General features: G+C 66.0%; 24 protein-coding genes and 2 riboswitches. Of the genes, 15 read left to right on the forward strand and 9 right to left on the reverse strand.

Annotation, left to right across the window (positions count from 1 at the left end):
* Positions 1 to 21: 21 nt before the first annotated feature.
* Entirely contained in the window at positions 22 to 1,425 is a 1,404-nt protein-coding gene (locus tag QFZ40_RS00310; RefSeq protein ID WP_306902173.1) for an MFS transporter, read from the reverse strand.
* A 192-nt stretch (positions 1,426 to 1,617) separates the two neighbouring features.
* Here QFZ40_RS00310 and QFZ40_RS00315 point away from each other — a divergent pair, with 192 nt between their 5' ends.
* Genes QFZ40_RS00315 through mnhG form a run of 6 tightly spaced genes read left to right on the forward strand, consistent with a single transcriptional unit; the run spans position 1,618 to position 8,037 of the window.
* Entirely contained in the window at positions 1,618 to 4,626 is a 3,009-nt protein-coding gene (locus QFZ40_RS00315) for a Na+/H+ antiporter subunit A (RefSeq protein WP_306902175.1), read from the forward strand.
* Positions 4,623 to 5,228, forward strand: a complete 606-nt coding sequence (locus QFZ40_RS00320; protein WP_306902176.1) for a Na(+)/H(+) antiporter subunit C — start codon at positions 4,623 to 4,625, stop codon at positions 5,226 to 5,228. Before QFZ40_RS00315 ends, QFZ40_RS00320 begins: the two co-directional genes overlap by 4 nt.
* The gene (locus QFZ40_RS00325) at positions 5,225 to 6,829 is read left to right on the forward strand and encodes a Na+/H+ antiporter subunit D (protein ID WP_306902177.1); all 1,605 of its coding nucleotides are present in this window, start codon (positions 5,225 to 5,227) and stop codon (positions 6,827 to 6,829) included. Before QFZ40_RS00320 ends, QFZ40_RS00325 begins: the two co-directional genes overlap by 4 nt.
* The gene (locus QFZ40_RS00330) at positions 6,826 to 7,368 is read left to right on the forward strand and encodes a Na+/H+ antiporter subunit E (protein ID WP_306902179.1); all 543 of its coding nucleotides are present in this window, start codon (positions 6,826 to 6,828) and stop codon (positions 7,366 to 7,368) included. The genes QFZ40_RS00325 and QFZ40_RS00330 overlap by 4 nt, the downstream gene beginning before the upstream one ends.
* Positions 7,365 to 7,643 (forward strand): monovalent cation/H+ antiporter complex subunit F, encoded by a 279-nt coding sequence (locus tag QFZ40_RS00335; RefSeq protein WP_306902180.1) that lies wholly within the window; start codon positions 7,365 to 7,367, stop codon positions 7,641 to 7,643. Before QFZ40_RS00330 ends, QFZ40_RS00335 begins: the two co-directional genes overlap by 4 nt.
* On the forward strand, positions 7,633 to 8,037 hold the full coding sequence (mnhG, locus tag QFZ40_RS00340) for a monovalent cation/H(+) antiporter subunit G (RefSeq protein WP_306902181.1): 405 nt from the start codon (positions 7,633 to 7,635) through the stop codon (positions 8,035 to 8,037). The genes QFZ40_RS00335 and mnhG overlap by 11 nt, the downstream gene beginning before the upstream one ends.
* 32 nt (positions 8,038 to 8,069) lie before the next feature.
* Here the strand turns inward: mnhG and QFZ40_RS00345 are convergent, their stop codons facing one another.
* Positions 8,070 to 8,330 (reverse strand): DUF4235 domain-containing protein, encoded by a 261-nt coding sequence (locus tag QFZ40_RS00345; protein WP_306902182.1) that lies wholly within the window; start codon positions 8,328 to 8,330, stop codon positions 8,070 to 8,072.
* 240 nt (positions 8,331 to 8,570) lie between these two features.
* Here QFZ40_RS00345 and QFZ40_RS00350 point away from each other — a divergent pair, with 240 nt between their 5' ends.
* Positions 8,571 to 11,204, forward strand: a complete 2,634-nt coding sequence (locus QFZ40_RS00350; protein ID WP_306902183.1) for an ATP-binding protein — start codon at positions 8,571 to 8,573, stop codon at positions 11,202 to 11,204.
* Positions 11,205 to 11,308: 104 nt separating this feature from the next.
* On the forward strand, positions 11,309 to 11,746 hold the full coding sequence (locus QFZ40_RS00355; RefSeq protein WP_306902185.1) for an ester cyclase: 438 nt from the start codon (positions 11,309 to 11,311) through the stop codon (positions 11,744 to 11,746).
* Positions 11,747 to 11,770: 24 nt separating this feature from the next.
* Here the strand turns inward: QFZ40_RS00355 and QFZ40_RS00360 are convergent, their stop codons facing one another.
* Positions 11,771 to 12,313 carry a heme-degrading domain-containing protein gene (locus QFZ40_RS00360; protein WP_306902187.1) on the reverse strand — a complete coding sequence of 181 codons (543 nt, stop codon included), beginning with the start codon at positions 12,311 to 12,313 and terminating at the stop codon, positions 11,771 to 11,773.
* A gap of 57 nt (positions 12,314 to 12,370) precedes the next feature.
* A riboswitch (TPP riboswitch) is annotated at positions 12,371 to 12,512 on the forward strand.
* A 67-nt stretch (positions 12,513 to 12,579) separates the two neighbouring features.
* Here QFZ40_RS00360 and QFZ40_RS00365 point away from each other — a divergent pair.
* The 3 genes from QFZ40_RS00365 to QFZ40_RS00375 are packed head-to-tail and all read left to right on the forward strand — an operon-like array spanning position 12,580 to position 15,652.
* A complete protein-coding gene (locus QFZ40_RS00365; protein WP_306902188.1) occupies positions 12,580 to 13,230 on the forward strand; it encodes an ECF transporter S component in 651 nt (216 codons plus the stop codon).
* Positions 13,230 to 14,861, forward strand: a complete 1,632-nt coding sequence (locus tag QFZ40_RS00370; RefSeq protein ID WP_306902189.1) for an ABC transporter ATP-binding protein — start codon at positions 13,230 to 13,232, stop codon at positions 14,859 to 14,861. Before QFZ40_RS00365 ends, QFZ40_RS00370 begins: the two co-directional genes overlap by 1 nt.
* Positions 14,858 to 15,652: an energy-coupling factor transporter transmembrane component T family protein gene (locus QFZ40_RS00375; RefSeq protein ID WP_306902190.1), complete on the forward strand. Its 795-nt coding sequence runs from the start codon at positions 14,858 to 14,860 to the stop codon at positions 15,650 to 15,652. Before QFZ40_RS00370 ends, QFZ40_RS00375 begins: the two co-directional genes overlap by 4 nt.
* A gap of 37 nt (positions 15,653 to 15,689) precedes the next feature.
* Here QFZ40_RS00375 and QFZ40_RS00380 read toward each other — a convergent pair whose 3' ends face one another.
* A complete protein-coding gene (locus tag QFZ40_RS00380; RefSeq protein ID WP_373427368.1) occupies positions 15,690 to 16,526 on the reverse strand; it encodes a hypothetical protein in 837 nt (278 codons plus the stop codon).
* Between the two features lie 180 nt (positions 16,527 to 16,706).
* Here QFZ40_RS00380 and QFZ40_RS00385 point away from each other — a divergent pair, with 180 nt between their 5' ends.
* The gene (locus QFZ40_RS00385) at positions 16,707 to 18,230 is read left to right on the forward strand and encodes a UDP-N-acetylglucosamine 1-carboxyvinyltransferase (RefSeq protein ID WP_306902192.1); all 1,524 of its coding nucleotides are present in this window, start codon (positions 16,707 to 16,709) and stop codon (positions 18,228 to 18,230) included.
* Between the two features lie 67 nt (positions 18,231 to 18,297).
* A complete protein-coding gene (locus tag QFZ40_RS00390; protein WP_306902193.1) occupies positions 18,298 to 19,536 on the forward strand; it encodes a glutamate--cysteine ligase 2 in 1,239 nt (412 codons plus the stop codon).
* Positions 19,537 to 19,604: 68 nt separating this feature from the next.
* On the opposite strand, the gene QFZ40_RS00395 is transcribed toward QFZ40_RS00390, so the two are convergent.
* Together QFZ40_RS00395 and QFZ40_RS00400 are read right to left on the reverse strand one after the other, a co-directional pair.
* Positions 19,605 to 20,183 (reverse strand): hypothetical protein, encoded by a 579-nt coding sequence (locus QFZ40_RS00395; RefSeq protein ID WP_306902194.1) that lies wholly within the window; start codon positions 20,181 to 20,183, stop codon positions 19,605 to 19,607.
* A 101-nt stretch (positions 20,184 to 20,284) separates the two neighbouring features.
* Positions 20,285 to 20,908, reverse strand: coding sequence for a LysE/ArgO family amino acid transporter (locus QFZ40_RS00400; protein WP_306902195.1), 624 nt, complete (start codon positions 20,906 to 20,908; stop codon positions 20,285 to 20,287).
* 69 nt (positions 20,909 to 20,977) lie between these two features.
* Between QFZ40_RS00400 and QFZ40_RS00405 the strand changes: the two genes are divergently transcribed.
* Entirely contained in the window at positions 20,978 to 21,880 is a 903-nt protein-coding gene (locus tag QFZ40_RS00405) for a LysR family transcriptional regulator ArgP (protein ID WP_306902196.1), read from the forward strand.
* Positions 21,881 to 21,883: 3 nt separating this feature from the next.
* The gene (locus QFZ40_RS21590) at positions 21,884 to 21,982 is read left to right on the forward strand and encodes a hypothetical protein (RefSeq protein WP_373427457.1); all 99 of its coding nucleotides are present in this window, start codon (positions 21,884 to 21,886) and stop codon (positions 21,980 to 21,982) included.
* A 28-nt stretch (positions 21,983 to 22,010) separates the two neighbouring features.
* Here QFZ40_RS21590 and QFZ40_RS00410 read toward each other — a convergent pair whose 3' ends face one another.
* Genes QFZ40_RS00410 through QFZ40_RS00420 form a run of 3 tightly spaced genes read right to left on the reverse strand, consistent with a single transcriptional unit; the run spans position 22,011 to position 23,884 of the window.
* Positions 22,011 to 23,219 (reverse strand): O-succinylhomoserine sulfhydrylase, encoded by a 1,209-nt coding sequence (locus QFZ40_RS00410; RefSeq protein WP_306902198.1) that lies wholly within the window; start codon positions 23,217 to 23,219, stop codon positions 22,011 to 22,013.
* A complete protein-coding gene (locus QFZ40_RS00415; RefSeq protein ID WP_306902199.1) occupies positions 23,220 to 23,630 on the reverse strand; it encodes a rhodanese-like domain-containing protein in 411 nt (136 codons plus the stop codon).
* A complete protein-coding gene (locus QFZ40_RS00420) occupies positions 23,627 to 23,884 on the reverse strand; it encodes a DUF1737 domain-containing protein (protein WP_306902201.1) in 258 nt (85 codons plus the stop codon). The genes QFZ40_RS00415 and QFZ40_RS00420 overlap by 4 nt, the downstream gene beginning before the upstream one ends.
* A gap of 13 nt (positions 23,885 to 23,897) precedes the next feature.
* Positions 23,898 to 24,012, reverse strand: a riboswitch (SAM riboswitch).
* Positions 24,013 to 24,089: the final 77 nt, after the last annotated feature.

The raw sequence follows: 24,089 nt of genomic DNA on the forward strand, positions 1-24,089 counted from the left end.
GGCTTTAGCGCCCGGTTCGCACTAAACGGCGGGGACCACCGCGATGGCGGTCTTATCCGGCGACTTCACCGGCAGCAGGACCAGGAGCCCGGCAAGGAGCACCACCATGATGCCCAGGATTCCCCACCGCTGGGCCTCGCCCGGGGCAACCAGGGGAGTGGCCAGGGCGATGCAGAGGGTGAACAGTGCCGGAGCCAGGAAGCTCACGGCACGTCCCGTGGTGGCGTACAGGCCAAAGAGCTCGCCGGACTCGCCGTGCGGCGCGAGCCGTGCCAGGTAAGCCCGCGACGACGACTGGGCCGGGCCCACGAAGAGGCACAGGAACAGGCCGAATACCCAGAATGTGGTGCTGCCCGGCCAAGCCGTCCCGAAGAAGACATAGTCGCCATTCCCGAGTACCAGGATCACGGTGCCTGCAACGAGCAGACCGCTCAGCGAACCGATGATCACGGCCTTGGGGCCGACGCGGTCATCCAGGAACCCGCCGATCATGGCGCCGACGGCTGCCACTACATTGCCGAAGATCGCGAAGAAAATGACCTGGGACAGCTGAAACCCAAAAGTCCCGGCGGCGATGATCCCGCCGAAGGTGAACACGGCCGCGAGACCGTCGCGGAAGACGGCGCTGGCCAGCAGGAAGTAGATAGTGTGCGGACTGGTGGCGTAAATGGCCTTAATCCTGCGCATCAGCAGGCCGTAGGAGGCAAGGAAACCCAGCTGTCCGGCCTGCCTGGGCCGCGGAAGCTCGGGAACCGCGAACAGGACGGGCAGGGCGAAGATGAAGAACCAGAGGGCTGAGAAGACAGCAACCAGCCGGATGTTGAGGCTGTCCTGCGTTGAGGCACCGAACCAGTGGAAGCTGGGCTGGACGAAGAGCTGCAGCACGATGAGCAGCGCCACGATGCCGCCCAGGTAGCCCATGCCCCAGCCGAACCCGCTGACCTTGCCGATGTTCTTCGGGGTGGAGACCTGGGCAAGCATGGCGTTGTAGTTGACGCCGGCAAACTCGAAGAACACATTGGCCAGGGCAATCAGCGAGACGCCGAGCAGCAGGAACTCCGGCCGCGGGAACACAAAGAAACACAGGGCGGTCAGAACCGCGACGGCGGCCGTGTTGACTCCCAGCCACAGTTTCCGGCGTCCCCCGTTGTCCGAACGCTGTCCTGTGACCGGGGCCAGCAGGGCAATCGCGACTCCTGCGACGGCGAGGGCGCCTCCCAGCACGGCTGATGCCTGGTCCTCCCCGCCGAAGGCCTTTGAGGTCAGGTACACCGTGAACACGAAAGTGGTCATGACCGCGTTGAAGGCTGCCGATCCCCAGTCCCAGGCGGCCCAGGCGAGCACGCGGCCTTTGCTGGTGGCCCGGTTCCCGGCCTCGAGTTCAGATGACGGCTGCATTGCCTCAGGAGCGCTCGCAGTGTTCATAGGCTGAATCGTATCCGCCCTTGGCGAACATCAGATGAAAGGGCTGCCGGACACCCGGGAATCTTGACCGCCGGCAGGTCCCGTCCGGCGGAAGTGTCGGAGGTGCCTTGGTAAACTGTGGCACTGAATCCAACCCATGACCGCCTGCTCTCACTCTTGACAATCGAATCCCTGACGTTGCGGAGATAACCAGTGATCACAGTCCTTGCCGTGCACTTCACGGTGGCTGCTGTGGCGCCTCTCCTGTTCAGGATTTGGGGGCGGAATGCGTTCTACGCGCTGGCGGCGGTGCCTGGGGTGTCTTTCCTGTGGCTGCTGCTCCAGTACGGCGCCGTGTACTCTGACGCCGGCGCCATCACTGACGTGATCCCGTGGATCTCCACGCTCAGGATTGAATTCGCCTTCCGGCTGGACGCCCTGGCCTGGATAATGTCCCTGCTGGTCCTGGGCGTGGGCTGCCTGGTGCTGGTCTACTGCGCGAGGTATTTCAAGAAAGAGGACCCGGACCTGGGCGGCTTCGGAGCCCAGCTGCTGGCTTTCGCCGGCGCCATGTTCGGCCTGGTGGTCGCCGACGACCTCCTCCTGATGTTCATTTTCTGGGAGCTCACCACCGTCTTGTCCTACCTGCTGATCGGCTTCGCCCGGACCAGGCTGGCAGCACGGCGCTCGGCTCTGCAGGCGCTGATGGTCACCACCGCCGGCGGCCTGGCCATGCTGGTGGGGCTCCTCATGCTCGGCTTCAGCGCAGGCACCTACCGGATTTCCGCAATCCTGGAGCAGGGCCCCGCTCTGGTGTCAGGACCTTCCGCCGCCATGGTGGGCGCCGCCGTCGTGCTCATCCTGGTGGGTGCCATCAGCAAGTCCGCGCTGATCCCTTTCCATTTCTGGCTCCCGGGAGCCATGGCCGCCCCGACGCCGGTCAGCGCCTACCTTCACGCCGCGGCGATGGTGAAGGCGGGCATCTACCTTGTGGCCAGGCTTGCGCCGGGGTTCGCGGAGACTTCCTCCTGGCCGCCCATCGTGCTCGGGCTGGGCCTGGCCACCATGCTGGTGGGCGGATACCGGGCACTGCGCCAGACCGACATCAAGCTCATCCTTGCCTACGGGACCGTCAGCCAACTGGGCTTCCTCATCATGGTGGTGGGGCTCGGGACCCCGGACGCCGCACTCGCCGCGCTCGCCATGCTCCTGGCCCACGGTCTGTTCAAGGCCACCCTGTTCCTGGTGGTCGGCATCATCGACCACCAGTCGGGCACGCGTGATGTGCGCAAGCTCTCCGGCGTGTTCAGCTCCTCCCGCGCCCTGGGCATCGTGGCCGGAATCGGGGCCGCTTCCATGGCGGGCGTCCCGCTGATGGCCGGGTTTGTGGCCAAGGAATCGGTGCTGGAGGCCTTCGTCCACCACGCGTCCGACGGCGGGCCGTGGAGCGTTGCGCTGCTGGTGGGGATCGTGCTGGGCTCGGTCCTGACCTTCGCCTACAGCGCCCGTTTCATGTGGGGCGCCTTTGCCGTGAAGCCGGGCGTGGACAGGACCCCGTTCAAAGCCATCAGGCCCTCCTTCCTCGCGGCCCCGGCCGTTCTCAGCCTCCTGAGCATCGCCTACGGCGTCTGGCCGGCTCCCGTCGACGTCTGGATCCAGCCGTACGCCGCCCTGTTCGCCGAAACCACCCCCGACGCCGGGACGGCCGCCGCGCAGGCCGGTCACCTGGCGCTGTGGCACGGCTTCACCCCTGCCTTGACCCTGACGGCTGCCACCTTCGGGCTGGGCCTGGCAATGCACTACGGGCGCAACCTTGTGGCACGGGCCCAGGACCGGGTGCCGGGCTGGATTGACGGTGACCGCGCCTACCAGTACACCATCGGAGCCCTGGACGACACTGCGGTCTGGGTTACCGGCCGCACCCAGCGCGGTTCGCTCTACTATTACCTGGCGGTCATCCTCACCGTCGCGTTCGTGCTCCCCCTGGCAGCCCTGATCGCCGCCAACAAGCCCCTGCCTGCGGGCCTGTACTTCATCGACCCCAACTCGCCGCTCCAACTGGTGGCAGGTGCCGGGATTGTCATCGGCGCCCTCGCGGCGGTGAAGGCCAACAAGCGCTTCCTCGCGGTGCTCATGGTCTCCGTGACGGGCTACGGGGTGGCCCTGATGTTCGCGCTCCAGGGCGCACCGGACCTGGCCCTCACCCAGATGCTGGTGGAAACCATCATCCTGGTTGCCTTTGTCCTGGCCATGCGCAGCCTGCCGGCCGAGCTCCGCGACCGCACCGGCGGCAAGTACCGTGTGGTGCGCGTCATCATCGGACTGGCCTTCGGTACCACCATGGTCTTCGCGGCCATCCAGGCCATGGGTTCGCGCGTGGCGGCGCCCGTGTCCCTGGATTTTCCGCACCTTGCCTACGAGGGCGGCGGCGGGCTCAATATCGTCAACGTGACCCTCGTGGACATCCGGGCCTGGGATACCTTCGGCGAGATCTCCGTCCTGGCCCTGGCCGCTACGGGAGTCGCCAGCCTGATCTTCATCCGCGGCCGCGGAGACCGTATCCGGGCATCCTCCACCATTGCGGAGGGAACAGTAGGCCGGCACACCGGCGTGGACCCGGGCTCACGGGACGCTGCCGCGCTGGCCATCAGCCGCAAGTTTGCCTCGTCCACCCGCGACGCCTGGATTGTGGCGGGACGTACCCTGGCACCTGAACGGCGCTCGATCATTTTTGAAGTCGTGACGCGGCTGATCTTCCACTCCCTGATCGTTTTCTCCCTCTACCTCCTGCTGGCAGGCCACAACTTTCCCGGCGGCGGGTTCGCCGGCGGCCTGACCGCCGGGCTGGCCCTCGCTACCAGGTACCTGGCCGGCGGCCGCTTCGAGTTGCGGGAGGCCACGCCCATCAGCGCAGGGACACTGCTGGGGATCGGACTCGCGACGGCGGCGGCATCGGGCGTGGTGCCCCTCCTGCTGGGCGGGCAGGTGTTCCAGTCCGCCATCATCGAGCTGTGGCTGCCGGTATTCGGCAACATCAAATTCGTCACCTCAACCATCTTCGACATCGGGGTGTACATCGTGGTTGTGGGCCTGGTGCTGGACGTGCTCCGGAGCCTGGGTGCTGAGATCGACGAACACTTCGAAGAACAGGCAACCGCTCCTCCCGAGGAGCAGGAGCCGCAGGGCGTTCCAGCCGAGACCACCGCAAAGGGCAAAGCATGAGCGTCAACCTGACCCTCCTCACGGTCATGGGTGCCCTGTACGCCTGCGGCATCTACCTGATCCTTGAACGCAGCCTGACCCGGGTGCTCCTGGGCCTGATGCTCCTGGCCAACGCCACAAACCTGCTGATCCTGGCCACGGGCGGGTATGCCGGGCTGGCGCCCTTCTACGCCAACGACACCCCTGCGCAGGACTACAACGATCCCCTTCCCCAGGCGCTGATCCTGACGTCGATCGTTATCTCCTTCGCGGTGACTGCTTTCATGCTCGGCATCATCTATCGCACCTGGGTCCTTGCCCGGCAGGACGAGATCCAGGACGACATGGAAGACCGCCGCGTCGCCGAAACCCCCAGCTTCGACGCGGAGGACGACGCCGAGATTCCCGTGGAGACATCCGAGTTTCCGCTGACCATGATCGGTACCGACGGTGGTGCGGTATCTGATCGGTCCCCATCTGATCACGCTGCAGCGGGCAAGCAGGAAGCCGGCGAACCAACCATCACCGCCGGCGCCAGGAGGATCCCTGCCGCGGAGGCAGCAGCGGAAGAGCAGCCCGGATCGCAGAACGTCGCTCTTGGCCCGGAAGGAGGTCCGCGGTGAGCATTGCAAGCCTCGCCCCCCTCGCCGTCGTACTTCCCATCCTGGGCGCCGCGCTGACCTTCCTGCTGATCCGGCACTCGCGGGCCCAGCGGGCAGTCAGTATCGCGTTGCTCTCCCTCACCCTTCTGCTCGAGTGCCTGCTGCTGTCTTCCGTCTGGGAAGGCGGGACCGCCGCGGTGAACATCGCCGGCTGGCTGCCGCCCTGGGGCATCGTGTTGGTAGTGGATCAGTTCTCCTCCCTCATGCTGGTGGTGTCATCCGCCGTCAGCCTCGCCGTGCTGATCTACGCCACAGGCCAGGGTATGGCCGACGGCGACCAGGACGCCCCGGTCTCGATCTTCCACCCCACCTACCTGATCCTGGTCGCGGGCGTGTCTAACGCCTTCCTGTCAGGGGATCTCTTCAACCTCTACGTGGGCTTCGAAATCCTGCTGACGGCAAGTTATGTCCTGATGACACTGGGCGGTACCGGGCCACGTATCCGGGCCGGCGTCACCTACGTGGTGGTATCCGTCGTGTCTTCGGTGCTCTTCCTGATTTCCATCGCCATGATCTACGGTGCCACCGGAACGGTGAACATGGCCGACCTCGCCATCAAGCTCGGCGACCTGGACCCGGGGACCAGGACTCTCCTGCACGTCATGCTCCTGGTGGCCTTCGGCATCAAGGCGGCCGTGTTCCCGCTGTCCTTCTGGCTCCCCGACTCCTATCCCACGGCACCGGCACCGGTCACGGCAGTGTTCGCCGGCCTGCTCACCAAGGTGGGCGTGTATGCGATGGTGCGCACCGAGACCCTGCTCTTCCCCGAGGACACCCTGAACACGCCCCTGATGGTCGCGGCGCTGCTCACCATGCTGGTGGGAATCCTCGGTGCCCTGGCCCAAAGCGACATTAAACGTCTGCTCTCGTTCACGCTGGTCAGCCACATCGGCTACATGGTGTTCGGCCTGGCCATGTCGTCCGCCGCGGGGCTCGGCGCCGCCGTGTTCTACGTGGCCCACCACATCACCATCCAGACCAGCCTGTTCCTGGTCACCGGCCTCATCGAACGCCGCGGCGGCAGCTCTTCGGTGGACCGGCTGGCCGGGCTCGCCAGGCTGTCACCCCTGCTGGCGCTGCTGTTCTTCGTGCCGGCCATGAACCTTGCCGGCATCCCGCCCTTCTCCGGGTTCCTTGGAAAGGTGGGCCTGATGCAGGCCGGTATCGAACTGGGCACACCCCTGGCTTACATGCTGGTCGTCGGAGGGGTGGTCACGAGCCTCCTGACGCTCCTGGCCGTCGCCAGGGTATGGAACCGCGCGTTCTGGCGGAAAACCACCGACGCCGACCACCCCGATCCTGTGCTGCTGGCGGCGGCCGCCGATGCACATACAGGCCGCCTCGACGGCCGGAACACCGTGACCCTGTTGCCGCGCAGCATGGTGGGCTCCACTATGGGGCTCGTGGTGCTTGGGGTGGCGCTGACAGTCTTCGCGGGCCCGCTGTTCACGGTCGCGGACCAGGCGGCAACAGACATGCTGGACAGGTCATCCTACATTCAGGCCGTACTCGGCGAGGGTGCCCCTGTGCCCCACGTCCTTACCTTCGGAGGGGCACCATGAGCCGGCGGATTTCCCTGCGCCAGGAACTGCCGCTCCTGGTGTGGCTGGTATTCGTCTGGGGCGCGCTGTGGCAGGACTTCAGCCCCGGTAATCTGCTGTTCGGCGCACTGCTGGCGGTGATCGTGGCGCGGATGTTCTACCTTCCCCCGGTGGAACTCAGCGGACGGTTCAACGTCCTCCACGCCGTCCCGTTCGCCGTGGGTTTCCTCGGCAGGGTGGCCGTCGCCAGCTTCCAGGTCATGCTCCTCGCGGTGGTCCGGGGGCCCGACGTGAGCAACGCCGTGGTCGCCGTCCCGCTGCGGAGCCACCAGGATCTGCTGGTCACAGCCACAGGGCACGTGGCGTCCCTGATCCCGGGCTCCCTGGTGGTGGAGGTTGACCGGTCCACGTCCACGCTTTACCTGCACGGGCTGAACGTGAAGAATGCCGAGGATGCGGCGAGACTGCGCAACGATGTCCGGGCCATTGAAGCCGGCCTGATCTGGATCATGGGCACCCGGGAGGAACTCGAACTTATCAGGCTGGAGGCCGCACCATGATGCAGACCGTCCTGGCTGTCACTGCAGTCATCCTTTCGCTGGCAGCCGCCGGCGCCATCCTCAGGATCGCGCGTGGTCCGTCGCTGCTGGACCGGGTGCTGGCCGCCGATGTCCTGCTGGCCATCCTGGGAGCCGCACTGTGCATCGATATGGCCGTCAACCGGCACCTGAACAACCTGATGCTGCTCGTTGCGCTGTCCGTGATCGGCTTTATCGGCTCCGTAACCGTTGCCCGGTTCGTCGCCGACCGGCGGGAGCAGCCCCATGATTCCTGATGCTGGCACCGTGAATGCCATCATCGACGGCCTGTCCGCGGTGTTTATGGTGGCAGGCGCCCTGATGTCGCTGGCCGCGGCCGTGGGATTGCTCCGGTTCCCGGACCTGCTGAGCAGGATGCATGCCGCCACGAAACCCCAGGTACTGGGACTGTTCCTGCTGCTGGCAGCCATGGGCCTGCAGCTGCGGACCTGGTGGGTGTGGCCGGTGCTGCTGGTGGCCTGGATCTTCCAGCTGCTGACGGTGCCGGTGTCCGCCCATATGGTGGGACGTGCCGGGTACCGCACCAAGCACCTGCACAGGGAGTTGCTCAGCACGGACGAGCTGGAAGCCGTAGTGCAGAACGCCGCCGCCAAAGCCGCCCGTGAGGACGGTTCCGGCGACGGCGCATAGGGGCTTCGGCGCTTAAAGGCCTTGCCGGACTGTCAGACGATGTCCTGGCTCTTGGCGAAGCGGGTGATGGCCCGCTGCGTGCCGCGGTTGGCCAGTACCTGGATGACGGTGCTGACGGTGGCCGAGATGAGCGCGAACGTCAGCGCGGAGCGGAGGCTGGTGGGGGTGTCTTCTTTGCCCGTGGGCGGCTTCCTGCCCGTGGACTTTTCCCACACAGCGTTGACTACCTTGGTGCCGACCAGCCCGGCGCCGATGCTTACTCCGGCGCCAAGCAACTTGATGAAGAGGTTCATTCCGGGGACTCCTTGTGGGCGGAAACGGGACTGACCTTAGCCTAACGGCATCGGGTCGGCCGGCGGCGGGCTTACACACCGGTTCGCTCACAGCGTCCCGAAGGCGGCGACTGCCGGCGGACCATGGCCGGACAAAATGGACCCGCCTGGAGGACAATGAGCGTATTGGCCGGCCGGTTACTTACCCCAGGGATCATGGGCCGTCCGCCTGCATTCGTTTTCCCCCGAAGGCTGCAGAAAGTGCCCGGACACCAAGCCCAGAATGCCGAGAGAACAGTACCGACGCCGCTGACCGCACGGGAGGCAGACGTGGCGGCCCTTCTCGCGGAAGGGCTGGGCAGCGCCGGGATAGCTGACCGGCTGAGCATCGCCCCGAGTTCCGCCAGATGGTACCTGCGGCAGGTTTTCCACAAACTCGGGGTGCACAGCCGCGAGGAGGCCGCATCCCGCGCGCGTGAGTTGGGCCTGGGGGCCGCTGAAAGCCCAACAGACGAAGACGCCGGGGGCGCCCGCACCGTGCCCCGGCCCCTGACAAGCTTTGTGGGCAGGAAGCAGGAACTGGCAGAGCTATTGGGCTGGCTGGCTTCCGGCCCTGACCGGTTGCTCACCATTACGGGCGCTGCAGGTTCCGGTAAGACCCGGCTGGCCCTTGCCCTGGCAGCTGAAGCCGAACCGAAGGTGAACCAGCGGGTGTATTGGAGCGATTTCTCCGGCATGCCAAACCCGCAGCTCGTGGCGTCGACCATTGCATCCGCCGTGGGCGCCTACATCAAACCCGCCCAAACCGAGCTCGCGGCCGTCGCCGAACACCTGGGAAGCACCCCGGCATTGCTGGTGCTGGACAACTGCGAGCATATTGCCCGGGAATGCGCCAGGATCAGCGTGGATCTGGTGGCAACCTGTCCGGAGTTGCGCATCCTGGTGACGAGCCGGGTGTCGTTGCCGACAAAGGCGGCGAGGACACGGCTCCTGGACCCGCTGCCGGTCCCGGCCGAAGCGCGCCTTCCGTGGAAAGACATCGCGGCGTGTGAATCCGTGAAGCTTTTTAGCCAACGTGCGTCGATGGTGGTTCCCGGGTTCGTAGTGACGCCGCAAAACGCGGCCGCGCTGGCACGCGTCTGCCGGAGGCTGGATGGCCTGCCGCTCGCCCTCGAGCTGGCGGCCAGCCGGACAAAAATACTGACGACTGAGCAGCTTGATGAACGCCTGGAGCAGGCCCTGAGTCTCCTCAGCCGAAACGGACAGTTTGCTGCCCAGAGGCACGCCACACTGCGTGCGGCATTGGACTGGAGTTACGCGCTCCTCTCACCGCCTGAGCAGACACTGCTCCGGCGGTTGTCTGTCTTCGCCGGCGGCTGGGGCCTGGAAGATGCCGAATCAGTTTGCGCGGGCGGCGCCCTTGAAACGGCGGACATCCTCACCGTCCTCTCAGATCTTGTGGACCAATCGCTGGTGGTAGTGGAACGCCCGATAGGCGGCGGACGGAGATTCAGGCTGCTCGAAGTGATCCGTCAGTACGCGGATGAACAGTTGCGTGCCTCGGGAGAAAGATCCCTGCTGCGCAGCTCCCACGCGGGGCGTTTTGCAGCGGTGGCCATGCAGGCGCGGGGGGAACTGAACGGACCCCGGCAGCCGGCGTGGACGGCGCGGCTGGAGCAGGACAGGGAAAATTTCAGGGCCGTGTTGGGCTGGAGCCTCGACGCTCCTGAGGGGTTGGAGAGCGGGGCCGAAGTGGTGTGCAGCCTGTCCCAGGTGTGGCAACTGCGCGGTGAATTCGCTGAAGGGCTCATGTGGCACAGGAAGTACCTGGGCAACAGCCATGCGCTCTCACTACGGGCACAGGCTGAACTTCATGAATCCACAGGCTTTCTCGCGGTCCATGCACGGCTGGTGGACGAGGCGCGCGAGCATTGGGAACGGGCCGCCGCCATTTTTGCTGACATTGGCGATTCCGCTGCGGTCGGGCGTCAATTGCATTTCCTGGCGCACGCAACCATGAACAGGGACGCGCGGAAAGGCGCTGACCTTGCTGCGGAGGGACTCGCCTTGGAACGGGAGGCCGGGGACGAGTGGTGGACCTCCGCATGCCTTTTTGCCTTGGGAGATGCGTCATTCCTGCAGGAAGACTTTGCCAAGGCCGCTGAATGCTATCGGGAAAGCCAACAGCTGGCCCGCAGGCTGGGGCATCCCTTCGCCATTGCACGGCGTTGCGTCAGGCTGGGGCAGTTGGCCGGCAGCCGGGGAGACTTCGACGAAGCGCGGCTGCACCTCATCGAGTCGATGCAAACGGCACGCAACGGCAACGATGACTGGGGCATCACCATGGCGCTCGCAGCGTGGGCTGCGGTGGCGGCAGCAACCGGGATGCCAAAGACTTCGGCCATGCTGCTTGGGGCCACACAAGCCCGGCTCGACCGGTATGGCGCCGTGCTGTGGGCGCTCGACCGGTCTCACTTCGCCCGGACGGCCAGCAAAACCAGCGCCCTCGTCGGTGCGGACGCTTTCCAGGCATATCTGGAAGAGGGCCGTTCATTGACGGAGCAGGAGACTGAATCCCTGCTGAAGGAGTTGCAGGAGCCGCAGCAGGCGGCAGCGTCGGCGGGCATGCCGGGCCTGCCCGCCGTTGCACTGACGCCGCGCGAGGCCCAGGTGCTTCACCTCATAGCCGAAGGGGAGAGCAACCAGCGAATAGCTGCCCGCTGGGGGCTCAGCGTACGTACTGTCGAGCGGCATATCGCCAACCTGTATATGAAGATTGGAGTGGAGGGCCCCGCTGCCCGTGCGGCTGCCGCCAACTACGCGTTCCGCCACGGTTTGGGGCCGGAAGAGGACGCCATCTCAATCCACCGCCAAAACCCTCACCCCGCCCGCTGATTCCCCCTGCCACGTGGGTATGTGCACGGAGCCGGTGGGCATGGCCCCGGTCCTAGTCTGGGCATGTCCGGACCATCCCGGACGCGAAAGAAAGGGACATTCCAATGACTACTGACCAGAACAAAGCCGTAGTGCGCAGTTTCTTCAAGGCCTTCGAGGACTCGGACGAGGCCGCACTGACCAACGTCCTCTCGCCTGACCTGCGGGCATATGTGCACGGAAATCCCGAACCAGTGGGCCGGGACACCCTGCTGGAGATGATCAAAGGCTGGAACACCATGTTCAGCGGCACGCAGTTCATACTCGAGGACATGGTGGCCGAAGGAGAGCTCGTTGCCTGCCGGGTGACGATGCACGCAGTGCACAGTGGCGGGGAGTTCCAGGGAATCGCCCCCGCCGGGGTGCCCGTCACCAGCGAGAGCCTGACACTGGAGCGCGTAGTGGACGGGCTGATTGTGGAACGCCGAGTGGCAACCGACTGGGAGGACATCAAACAGCAGTTGGTCCCGGTACCAGCGCAGGCGCATGCGGCAAATAGCTGAAACTGATCAGCGGCTCCCGTCCGGCTACCCGGCCCGCATGGATTGCAGGATTTCCCGCAACGCTTCCACCACCAGGTCGTGGTCCTGCTGCTGGGGCAAACCGGACACGGTCACGGTGGCCACGGCGCCTGCCCCGGCCACATAGACCGGAAAGGAGCCGCCGTGCGGAGCGTACCGGGACTGGTCGAACCATCCCTGGTCCTCTATCCGCCCGCCGTGAAGCCGGCCGCGGAGACCCACCAGAAGCGACGGAACCTCATACCGGGCCGCGGTGCGCTGCTTCGCCCGGATCCAGTGCTCGTTGTCCGGTGTGGCGCCGTCGAGGGCCACGTGGAACAGAACCTGCTCGCCCTTGGTGATGTCGATCGCGATGGGCAGGCGGCGGCTCTTGCCCAGCTCCACCAGAAGCAGCCCCAGGTTGAGGGAGTCGTCCTTGGTGAAATGGGGGAACTGCAGCTCTCCGATCTCGGCTTCAACCCGCCCGATCAGGGCCTTGAGCAGCCCTTCGGGCTGGCTTGCGCGGGAATCGGGATCGAACACTGTCACGGGGGAGGATTCGGCAGTCATGGCCCACAATCTACCGCTCCCGCGGTGTAAACTAGACCACGCCCACAAGGGCAGATTTATTTACGACAGGGGAGCGCCGCCGTCGGGCATTACCTGGCATTGCCAGGAACCGCAGGTGGGCGCTGAGAGTGCGGACAGCCGCAGACCCTCGAACCTGATCCGGCTAGTACCGGCGCAAGGGAGTCGAGTTCTCGAAGTGTCCGGCAAAGGCGGCGAACGCCGACGGCCGGGGTGCACTTTCCCCTCCTGATCCTCAGGAGGACCACATGACAACAGCAGCAATCAAAAAGACCGGCAATACCTGGCGCGTCGTGGACATCGTGGTGGCGGCGCTCATCGCCATCGCCGGGGGCGTGATCTTCTGGGCCTGGTCCCAGGGCGCCGGGATCGTCTCAGCGCCCATGAACGCCGTTTACCCGCCACTGACCGGCCTGATCGCCGGCGGCTGGATGATCCCCGCGGTGCTCGGGATGCTCATCGTCCGCAAGCCGGGTGCGGCGCTCTTCTGCGAAACCGTGGCCGCCACCGGCGAGCTCATCATGGGCTCGCAGTACGGCGCCACCGTGCTCATCTCCGGAGTCCTGCAGGGCCTTGGCGCGGAGCTGGTGTTCTTCCTGCTGGTCTACGGCAACTTCAAGTTCAAGTCCTTCCTGTACCAGAAGTACAACCTGACGGCTGCGCTGCTGGCCGGCGCCGGCGCCGGACTCTTCTGCGGAATCAACGATTCCTTCCTGCCCTGGGGCTGGAACATCGCCTATGAAGCAGGCGACAAGCTCACCTACATCATCTTCTGCACAATCTCCGGCGCCATCATTGCCGGTGCCCTGCCCTGGATCGCCACCCGCGGCCTGGCCAGGACCGGAGTACTGAGCTCCTTCGCCTCCCGCAAGGCAGCATCAGAGCCCGTCTTCAACTGATGTCAGCTGCCCACGCAGGCGCTTCAAGGGCGGCGCGACCGGCCGCGGTTTCCGCCCGGGGCTGGGGCTGGCGGCACGCCGGCCGGTCCACGCCCGCCCTCCGGGGACTCGACCTCGAGATCGGCCCCGGTGAGCGCGTACTGCTTCTGGGTCCCTCCGGCGCGGGAAAGTCCACCCTGCTGCACGCCCTGGCGGGGGTGCTGGGGGACGAAGGGGACGACGCCGACGAGTCGGGTTCGCTGCTGATCGACGGCCTGGCTCCGCGCGAACAGCGCGGACGGGCCGGCCTCATGCAGCAGGACCCCGAAACGCAGGTGGTGCTCTCACGGCTCGGTGACGATGTCGCGTTTGGTGCCGAAAACCTGGCGGTGCCCCGGGATGAGATCTGGAGGCGTGTCCGCGAGGCGCTCGACGACGTCGGGTTGCGCCGCGCTGTCGGGCAAAGTCCCGTCGGGCAAAGTCCGGGCGGGCAAGGCAACCCCGGGGAGGGTTCCGGCGTTCAAACTGCCGGCGGGTTCGCTCTGGACCATCCGACGTCGGCCCTTTCAGGCGGGCAGAAGCAGCGCCTCGCGCTTGCCGGCATCCTGGCGATGCGTCCCGGGCTGATCCTGCTCGATGAGCCCACCGCCAACCTGGACCCGGCCGGCGTCCTGGAAGTCCGGGATGCCGTGGGCCGCTGTCTGGACAAGACGGGTGCCACGCTGGTGGTGGTTGAGCACCGGGTGTCTGTCTGGAAAGACCTCGTGGACCGGATCGTAGTTCTTCAGCCTGGCTCCGCCGCGGAACCCGCAGTGCTTCTGGACGGCCCCCCGGACCAGGTGCTGGCCGACGCCCGGGCCCTGCTGATTGCGGCCGGGGTCTGGGTACCCGGCTATGTCCCGGCCACCAGGGCACGGCGCACTGCGGGCTCCGGGGAGCTTCTGCTCGCCGCAGAGCAGCTCGCCGTGTCCCGTGAACGGCCGCGCCGGCGGGCCTTCAAAACGTTCCCGCCGGTGCCTGTCCAGCAGGGCATTTCAGCGCAGGTCCGTGCGGGCCAGGCACTGACGGTGGCGGGGCCGAACGGTGCAGGAAAATCCACCTTCGCGCTGACCCTTGCCGGTCTGCTGGCGCCCGTTGACGGCAAGGTCTCAGCCACCGTGGAACTAAGCCGTGGCGCCGGGATCGATCCGTTCAGGTGGAAAGCCGATCAACTGATTTCCCGGATCGGAACCGTGTTCCAGGAACCGGAGCACCAGTTCGTGACGGGCCGCGTGCTGGACGAGCTGATGTTCGGTCCGCGCCACCTGGGCCACGGCGAGGAGCGGGTTGACGAGCTGCTGGAACGGTTGCGCCTGGCGCATCTGGTGGACGCCAACCCGTTCACCCTCTCCGGCGGCGAAAAGCGCCGGCTCTCGGTGGCGACGGTGCTCGCGGCCCATCCCGACGTCCTGGTCCTCGACGAGCCCACGTTCGGCCAAGACGCCAATACCTGGGCGGAGCTCGCCTCCTTCCTCTCCGAACTGCTGGACGCCGGGACGGCCGTGGTGTCGGTGACCCACGACCAGGAGTTCACCGCGGTCCTGGGCGGCACGGAACTTCGCCTTGACCCTGCTTCCCGGGCCGGGGCGCCGCTGGAAGCCGGTGCAGCATGAGGGCGGCGCTGAACCTGCACGGCAACCATGCGCTTCTGACCCGCGCCAATCCGCTGGCCAAGTTCGCCGCCGTTTTCCTCATCACTTTGGCGCTGGCACTCTCCATCGACTGGGTGTCCGCCACCACCGCCTTGGTCACGGAACTGGCACTCTTCCCGCTGGCCGGGCTCGCGCTGCCCCTCCTGTGGCAGCGCGCGTGGCCGCTGATCCTTGCGGCTGCCCTGGGCGGATGGAGCACAGCGATTGTCGCGGCGGACAGCGGCGCTGTATTGCTCGACGTCGGGATCTGGTCCATCAGTGAAGGCTCGCTGCAGCTGGGGGTGGGTTTCATGCTGCGCGGACTGGCGATAGCCCTGCCGGCCATCCTCCTCATGACCTGCACCGACCCCACCGACCTCGCGGATGCCTTGGCGCAGAAGGCCCGGCTGCCGCACCGCTTTGTGCTGGGCACCCTTGCCGCGATGCGGCTCGTGGGTCTCATGGCGGAGGAATGGCAGACCATCGGCATGGCCCGGCGCGCCCGCGGCGTTGGCTCGCAGGGAAGCCCGCTGCAAAGGTTGCGCGCCATGCTCGGCCAGAGCTTCGGGCTTCTGGTCCAGGCCATCCGCCGGGCGTCCCGGCTGGCGGTCACCATGGAGGCGCGCGGCTTCGGGGGTGCGCAGAGGACATGGGCCCGTGAATCCACCTACTCGCTGCTGGACGCCTGGGTTCTGCTGGGCGGCCTGCTTATTGCGGTCGCGGCGGTCCTCGCGGCAGTAGGCTTCGGCACGTGGAGCTTCGTTTGGCATTAGCCGGGATGCAGGGAGGCGCCGCTGCCGTCCTGGCTGGTCAGACGCAGGAGTAGTCGTAATCGAAACCCCGGGACACAAACTGCGTCAGCGTGACCCTGCCCCCGCCCGTGAGAGGAGCGTTTGCGCAGTTGGCCTTGGCTCCTGATGCTGTGCGGGCACCGGCGAGCCAACTGGGCAGGGAGTACAGATTGCTCGAATTGCTGACAGGGCCCACAATCTGACCCCACTGGGAACCGGTGGAATAGATTCCCACATCCGCCTGGATGCTGTGGAAGAAGTCGGTCATGCCTTCCAGGACCGCCCGGTTGGCATTGCGGTTGGACGACCAGCTGTTGCCGGTCTCGACGTCGAGCCACCACAAGTACGCCGAGGGGGTACCGATGCCGCGGCTGTACGCGTCGTCGTACGCCTTGGCATAGCCGTACATGTAGGCGCAGGCCTCGCCGACGTCGGGGGCCTTGCAGGTGCCGTAGGGGTTGTGTACCACTGTGCCGGCCGGATACTCGTTGCTCACGGGCCACCAGGTGCCGGCGGTACCTGGATTGGCGGTGTTGACATAGAGTGCCACCCTCGGCTGGCCCGCTATTCCCTTGGACGTGGCCGCCCATTCGAGCTGCTGCGCCAGGCAGGGGTTGGTGGTGTTGGCAAGGCCGTTGTTCACGCCTACGATGGCGAAGGCCTGGCCGCTGGGAAGGGTCTTATTGCACTGCGGCCAGGAAACATCATTACCCAGCAGCGACTGGGTGCCCCCGCCAGGTGACGCGGCGGCGCTCGCCGGCGGGGCGAGCACCAGACCAAGCACGACGACGATTAGGCACATCAGTCGGGTCAGGCGGGCGGAAACATGCGCTGTTCCGGTCAGTCTTCGGTGCATGGTGACCTCCCTGGTTCGCCCCGGCGCGCCGGTATTTCAGTCTCCTACTCGCTCGTGGCATGGTCAAGGACATACCGAAACGTCGTGGAACTATCGCATCAGTCGGGTACGTTGCCTTGGATTGTTGCGGCTGGACCTGATATCTGGCGCGAAATAACTCATTTATGATATTTTTGCTGCATGACACAGGAAACTGCCGAATACATCGCCGCCACCCTCCGCGACGCCCGTAGCGAGAAAGGCTGGACGCAGGGCCAGCTGGCAGCGGAGCTTGGAACCAGCCAAAGCGCCATCGCGCGAATGGAGCAGGGCAAGCAGAACCTGAGCCTGAAAATGATCCAGCGGCTGGAGACCATCTTCGGCCGCAGCATCGTCAACGTGGGCAAACCCCTCATGACGCACCTGCGGGTTGAAGGCGGCCGCACCCTCTCCGGAGCGGTGGACGTCAACAGCAGCAAGAACGCCGGTGTGGCACTGCTGTGCGCCAGCCTCCTCAATCGCGGCACCACAGTCCTGCGGCGCCTCGCCAGGATCGAGGAGGTCAACAGGATCGTCGAGGTGCTCACCAGCATCGGGGTCGAATGCACCTGGCTTAACGACAGCGACCTCCGGCTCCGCCGCCCCGCCGTCCTGGAACTTGATTCCATGGATGTCGAGGCCGCCCGCCGCACGCGGAGCGTGATCATGCTCCTCGGCCCGCTCCTGGACGAGTCAGCCGCATACCGCCTTCCCTATGCAGGCGGCTGCGATCTTGGCACCAGGACCGTGGAACCCCATATGCAGGCGCTGCGCCAGTTCGGGCTCTCCGTGGAGGCGACGGCCGGTTTCTACACGGTGCAGGCGCCGGCCGAAGATGAGCAGGACCGCTCCTTCGTGCTCACAGAGCGCGGGGATACTGTCACTGAGAACGCCATCATGGCCGCGGCGCACCGGCGCGGCACCACCGTCATCCGCAACGCGAGCCCCAATTACATGGTCCAGGACCTGTGCTTCTACCTGCAGATGCTGGGCGTGAGCATCGACGGCGTGGGGACCACGACGCTGAAGATCACCGGGCGGCCGCTGATCGACGTCGACATCGAATATTTCCCCTCCGAGGACCCCATCGAGGCCATGAGCCTCATCACCGCCGGAATCGTCACCAACTCCGAAGTGACCATCCGCCGGGTCCCCATCGAATTCATGGAGATCGAGCTGGCCACGCTGGAGCAGATGGGCCAGCAGCTGGAGATTTCCGGCGAGTACATGGCGCGCAACGGCCGCACCCGGCTGGTGGATGTGACCACCAAGCCTTCCGAGCTGCGCGCTCCGGAGGACAAGATCCATCCCATGCCCTTCCCTGGCCTGAACATCGACAACCTGCCGTTCTTCGCCGTGATCGCCGCCAACGCGGAGGGACAGACCATGATCCACGACTGGGTTTATGAGAACCGGGCCATCTACCTGACCGAACTGAACAGGCTCGGCGCCCAGGTGCAGTTGCTGGATCCGCACCGCATCTACGTGAACGGCCCCACCAAATGGCGCGCCGCCGAGGTGGGATGCCCTCCGGCCCTGCGCCCCGCCGCCTGCCTCCTGCTGGCCATGCTTGCGGCAAGGGGCGTGTCCGAGCTGCGCAATATCTACGTGATTGAGAGAGGCTACGAGGACCTGGCCGAACGGCTCAACACGATCGGCGCGAAAATAGAGTACTTCCAGGACTGAGCTTCCCGCTTCGTCACGATGCCTGTGTCCCCGGTCCATCTCCGGCCGCTTGAAGCAGAATATAGACATGCGTACATTCGGCGTGGAAGAAGAGCTCCTGATCGTTGATCCGGAGACGGGGGAACCCCTTGCGCTGGCGGACGCCCTGCTTTCCGGCCGGAAGCTCGCGGCCGATGACGCCCCGCAGGATCTGCATGCGCTGCCCACCAAGGACAAAACCGATCACGACGACATGGGCCTGAGCGCCGAGCTGAAGCTCGAACAGATTGAGACGCAGACCCGGCCCTGCCTGGAGTATGCGGAGTTGCTGCAGCAGATCCGCGCCGGACGCCTGCTCGCCGACCAGGCCGCCCGCAAGAACGGAGCCAGGGTGGCAGCCCTTGCCACATCCCCGCTCGCCTCCACCACTCACACCACACCGGACCCGCGGTACGCGCGGATGCTTGAGCGGTTCGGCCTGACAGCCCAGGAGCAACTGACCTGTGGCTTCCACGTCCACACCTTCATCGAGTCGCCCGAGGAAGGCGTGGCCGTGCTGGACAGGATCCGCGACAAGCTGGCCGTTCTTACGGCGCTGAGTGCCAACTCGCCCTTCTGGAACGGCGTGCCGACGGGGTTCGAAGGCTACCGCACCCAAGCGTGGAACCGGTGGCCGACCTCCGGCCCGTCCGGCATCTTCGGAACCTATTCGGCGTACCGGCGGCTTGTGGCCCGTCTGCTCGACAGCGGCGTGATGCTTGATGAAGGCATGATCTACTTCGACGCGCGGCTGTCCAGGAACCATCCCACGGTGGAGGTCCGGGTTGCTGATGTCTGCCTTCGGGCGGAGGATGCCGCACTGATTGCCGTGCTGGTGCGGGCACTCGTGGAGTCGGCCAGCCGGGAGTGGCAGGCGGGCGTGGAACCAGCGCCCGTCCCCACTGTGCTGCTGCGTATGGCCGCCTGGCAGGCAAGCAGCAGTGGTCTTCGCGGCGAACTGCTGGATTTTGGCACCTTCCGGCCTGCCCCCGCCCATGACGTGGTCCGTTCACTGGTGGATTACCTTGCTCCGGTGCTGTCGGAACAGGGCGAGTTGGGGATTGCCCGCCAGGGCGTGGAGGATGTCATCTCTCGCGGTACCGGAGCAGCGGAACAGCGGAGGGTGCGTGACGCCGTGATGGAAAAGGCAGCGACCGGCGAAACAGCAGTCGACGACGGCGGTATGGCCGCCGTCGTCGCCAAGGCCGTGGCCATCAGCATGCGCGGAGCGTCCGGGTTCCCGGAGGAGGACGACGCGCCTGAGCTGCTGCGGGTCCGGCTGTCGTAACGCTGTTCACGCCGGAAGCGGTGCATCGTGCCCGCCACTATCGAGGGCCACGGGTTCTTGGTAGCGCATCAGCTGGGCCCCACCGCGGTCTCAACCAGGTAGAAGACAAACGGCGGAATGTCCTTTGTCCCGGCCAGGATGGCGCCGAAAACAGGAGCGCTCGTGGCTGCAGTGATACCCGACCACGGTTTCAGAGGCGAAAGCAGCAGCCCGGCCCCCAAAGCTCCCAGTGCGCCGATGTGCAGCCAGGAGTAGGTCAGAAACGGCCAGCTCGCGCCGCGCCGGTAAGCGAACTTCTCCAGGTCCGAGGCACGGTCCGCGAGGGCGGCAACGAACAGGGGTGCGCCCGCGAGAAGGGCGGCTGCTGCGCCCGCGGCCAGGTTCTTGGCCGGGCCGGGCTTGGCGGCCTGCGCGAACCGGGCGAAGCCGACAGGCAGGGCGGCGGTGCCGGCCGCCGCCAGGAACTGCCCGGTAATCCAGGGTCCGCGGCTGCCCTGCAGCATCGCCAGCCTGGCTGCCGGGTCCTTGGTGGCATGCACCATTCCCACAAACGAAATCCCTACTCCCCAGCAGCAGCCTGCCGCCACGATGACCGCTCCGGCCTGTCGATAAGGCCGGTTGCCCTTCGTTGCCCGCTTCGCGGTCATGGCTCACTCCCGTTCCTGAGGATGCGTTGGCCCAGCGACATCGCGGTTGTGACCATGAAGCTACGCCGACGTACCGCTGAGGTCAACAGGGGAACCACCGGTCAGGCACCCGCGGCCAGGCGCACCCCCAACACCAGCATCACGACGGCGATGAGGCCGTCAAGTATGCGCCAGGACGACGCCCGTGCGAAGAACGGACGCAGGCTTCGTGCCCCGAATCCCAGCGCACTAAACCAGGCGGCGCTGGCGACGATGGCCCCGGCCCCGAACCACCATCGCAAGTCCTGCGCCTGCTGATTGGCAACTGACCCGAGCAGCAGCACGGTGTCCAGGTAGACGTGCGGATTGAGCCACGTCAGGGCCAGCACTGTAGTGAGCGCTGCACCGGCGCTGAGGGCATTCGGTCCGCCGGATGCCGTGAGGGACCCGGGGCGAATCGCCCGCCTGGCAGCCATGACGCCGTAACCCACCAGGAACGCGGCTCCGGCATACCGTGCCACCTCCACCACCACAGGACTGGCTTTGATGAGGGTCCCGATTCCGGCAATGCCCGCGATGATGAGCAGGGCGTCGGAGACGCTGCAGACCAGGACGACGGCGACCACATGCTCGCCCCTGATGCCCTGCCGGAGGACAAACGCGTTCTGGCTGCCGATAGCGACGATGAGGGCCAGCCCGGTGCCGAACCCGAGGAGTGCAGGCGCGAGAAGTTGAGTCAGATCCATATCCTCCAACGTAAAGCGGCTCGTATAGTTAAGCTAGCTAAACATTTTTACGATACCTAAGGAAAGCTAATGCCAGCACTCCAGTTTGAGCAGCTCCGGACCTTCGCCGCCGTCATGGAGGAAGGGACGTTGGAAGCTGCGGCTCGCAAATTGGTCGTCACTCCGTCGGCCATTTCCCAGCGGCTGAAGGCGATGGAGGATGCGGCGGGACAGATCCTGCTGCAGCGCACCAATCCCGTCCGGCCCACGCCTGCCGGCGAGGCGGTCCTGCGGTTCGCCCGGCAGGTCCGGCAATTGGAGTGGGATGCCATGCGGGAACTCGGGGACAGCGGATCCGGGCCGGCAGCCCCGATTCCCCTGGTGGTGAACGCGGATTCGCTCTCCACCTGGTTCCTGCCGGCACTGGCCAGCCTTCCGCCCGAGCTTGGCGCGTGCTTCGAGCTCCACAGAGAGGACGAGCAGCATTCCACGCAGCTCCTGCGCACCGGGACGGTGATGGCTGCGGTAACGGCAACTCCCGAACCGGTCCAGGGGTGCAGCGTGGAACCACTCGGCGTCCTGAGGTACCGGGCCGTGGCCAGCCCCGGCTACATGCGCCGCTGGTGGCCGGACGGGCCGGACCTCAGGGAAGGCAGCTTGGCCCCCGTCATCGACTTTGACCGCAAGGACGACCTGCAGGAGGGGTTTTTCCGCAAGCTGACCGGGGCGGGAATTTCCGCGCCGCGGAACTTTGTGCCGTCGTCGGCCGAGTTTGCGCAGGCGATCCGGCTGGCACTGGGGTGGGGATTGTTGCCCGAACAGGAGTGCCGGGCCGGCATCCTAAACGCGGAGCTCGTGGAGCTGGCCCCTGCCGATCCGGTGGATGTGGCGTTGTATTGGCAGCGGTGGAAGATCGACTCACCACTGCTTAACCAGCTTTCCGCCGCGGTCCGGGGGACGGCGTCACGGGAGCTCCGCCAGCCTGGCGCCTGACCTCTGCCTGTCAGGAAAGCAGTCAGGAGCGCCGCAGGCATCAGTGCCGGGGACGAAGTGGCCGTACAGCTCGAATTTCAGGCGGGGGAAGGTACCAACTGACAGGCGTACCGCCACCGAGGTGGGCTGCTCAGACCTGCTTCAGCGCCTGTTCCAGATCCCTGATCAGGTCGTCCGCGTCTTCAAGGCCCACGGACAGGCGCACCACGCCGTCAGTCAGGCCAATGGCAGCGCGGCCTTCGGGTCCCATGGCGCGGTGCGTGGTGGTAGCCGGGTGGGTGATGAGGGATTTCGCATCGCCAAGGTTGTTGGAGATGTCGATGATCCGCAGCGCATCCAGCAGCGCGAAGGCGGCGTCCTTGCCGGAGCGGGCGCCCGTCGTCGCAAGTTCCAGGGTGAGCACAGTGCCGCCGGCCTTCATCTGCTTGGCCGCGAGCTCGTACTGCGGGTGCGATTTCAGCAGGGGGTACCTGACCCAGCTCACGGCGGGCTGCTGTTCCAGCCACTCGGCCAGCCGCAGCGCCGTGGCGGAGGAGTGGTTGACGCGCAGCGCCATCGTCTCCAGTCCCTTGGTGAGGACCCACGCGTTGAAGGCGGACAGGGACGGTCCGGTGTGCCGCATGAGCTGCTTGACCGGGCCCTCGATGAATTCCTTGGTGCCCAGGATGGCCCCGCCCATGACGCGGCCCTGCCCGTCGATGTGCTTCGTGCCGGAATAGACAACGACGTCGGCGCCCAGCTGGCCGCAGCGCTGCAGCAGCGGGGTGGCAAAAACGTTGTCGACGACGACGGTCGCACCGGCGGCGTGCGCCAGTTCACTGACCGCGGCGATATCCACGATTTCCTGCATGGGGTTGGACGGGGATTCGAAGAAGACTGCAGTGGTGGGCTCCGACAGGGCTGCACGCCACTGGTCCAGGTCCGGCCCGTCAACGAAGACGGTCTCCACGCCCCAGCGCGGCAGGATGTCGTTCAGGATCACGAAACAGGAACCGAACAGCGAGCGGGCCGCAACTACCCTGTCTCCCGCAGCCAGCAGGGCACCCAGGGCGGTAAAGACGGCGGACATTCCGGACGCCGTCGCAAAGCACGCTTCGGTGCCTTCCAGGAGCCGGAGCCGTTCCTGGAACGTGGCCACTGAGGGGTTGCCGTAGCGGGAGTAGACAAACCGCTCGTCCTCGCCGGTGAAGGCGCGCTCGGCGGCGGCAGCGGATTCGTAGACGAACCCCGAGTTCAGGAAGACCGGCTCGGTGGTTTCCTGGAAGTTGGTGCGGTCAAGGCCGCCACGGACTGCCTGGGTGTCAGGGCTCCAGCTGGAGGCATCTTCGTTGAAGGTCACTTAGTTCTTTCCCAGGTTGGTCGGCAGGCCGCGGTTCTTCCAGCCGTTGATGGTGCGCTCGCCGTAGCGGTCGGGATCGCCTTCGAAGCCCTCCAGGACGTTATAGGACGTGAAGCCGGCCTGGGTGGCTGCAATGGCGGCGGCCACGGATCGGGCGCCGGAGCGGCACAGGAAGACCAGTTCGGTGGTGGTGTCCTCCGGCGCCTGCTGGGTGAGCTCCCTGATGAATTCCGGGTTGGGTATCCCGCCCGGGAAAGTCCATTGGATGAAGAGGGGATCGTTGTCCGTTGCCCTGGTGTCAGGGATGCCGATGTGCGCCCATTCGCCTTCCGTGCGGACGTCGACGAGGATTGCACCTTCCTGCAGCTTGGCCCAGGCTTCGTGCGGCGTGAGGTCTCCTGCATAGCTCATGCGTGGCCCTCGCCCTCGAACTCGAGGTCTTCTACGGCGGTGGCGACGGCGGCATCCGCACTGGCGATGGCCGCCGGGAGGATCAGGGCCTGTGCAACGATAACGCTGCTGCCGTTGAAGGTTGCGGCCGGGCTGCCGTGCAGCACGTAGCCTTCGCCCAGGGCGCTGGAGATCCGTTCGCAGAAGGCACGGTCGTCCGGCCCGGTGATCAGTCGGTAGGACAGCTTTTCTTCAGGGGCAGGTGCCTCAGACACGAGGGATCTCCTTCTTTCACGCTTGCAGCTCGAATGGTCGATATGCCGAGTATTCACCTGAGGCACCCCGCCGCGAAAGGGAGGGTTGCCGACCGGCCAGTCAGGGCTTGGCGCCGGTTCTCATTACTGCTCAAAAACGTAACACTTGGCACGCCGCCCCGCACCGCCGTCGTCGTCATGTTCCGTAACCAACCGTCACGGGTGC

Origin of the sequence: Arthrobacter pascens, from assembly GCF_030816475.1 — a bacterium.
Lineage (GTDB): Bacteria > Actinomycetota > Actinomycetes > Actinomycetales > Micrococcaceae > Arthrobacter > Arthrobacter pascens_B.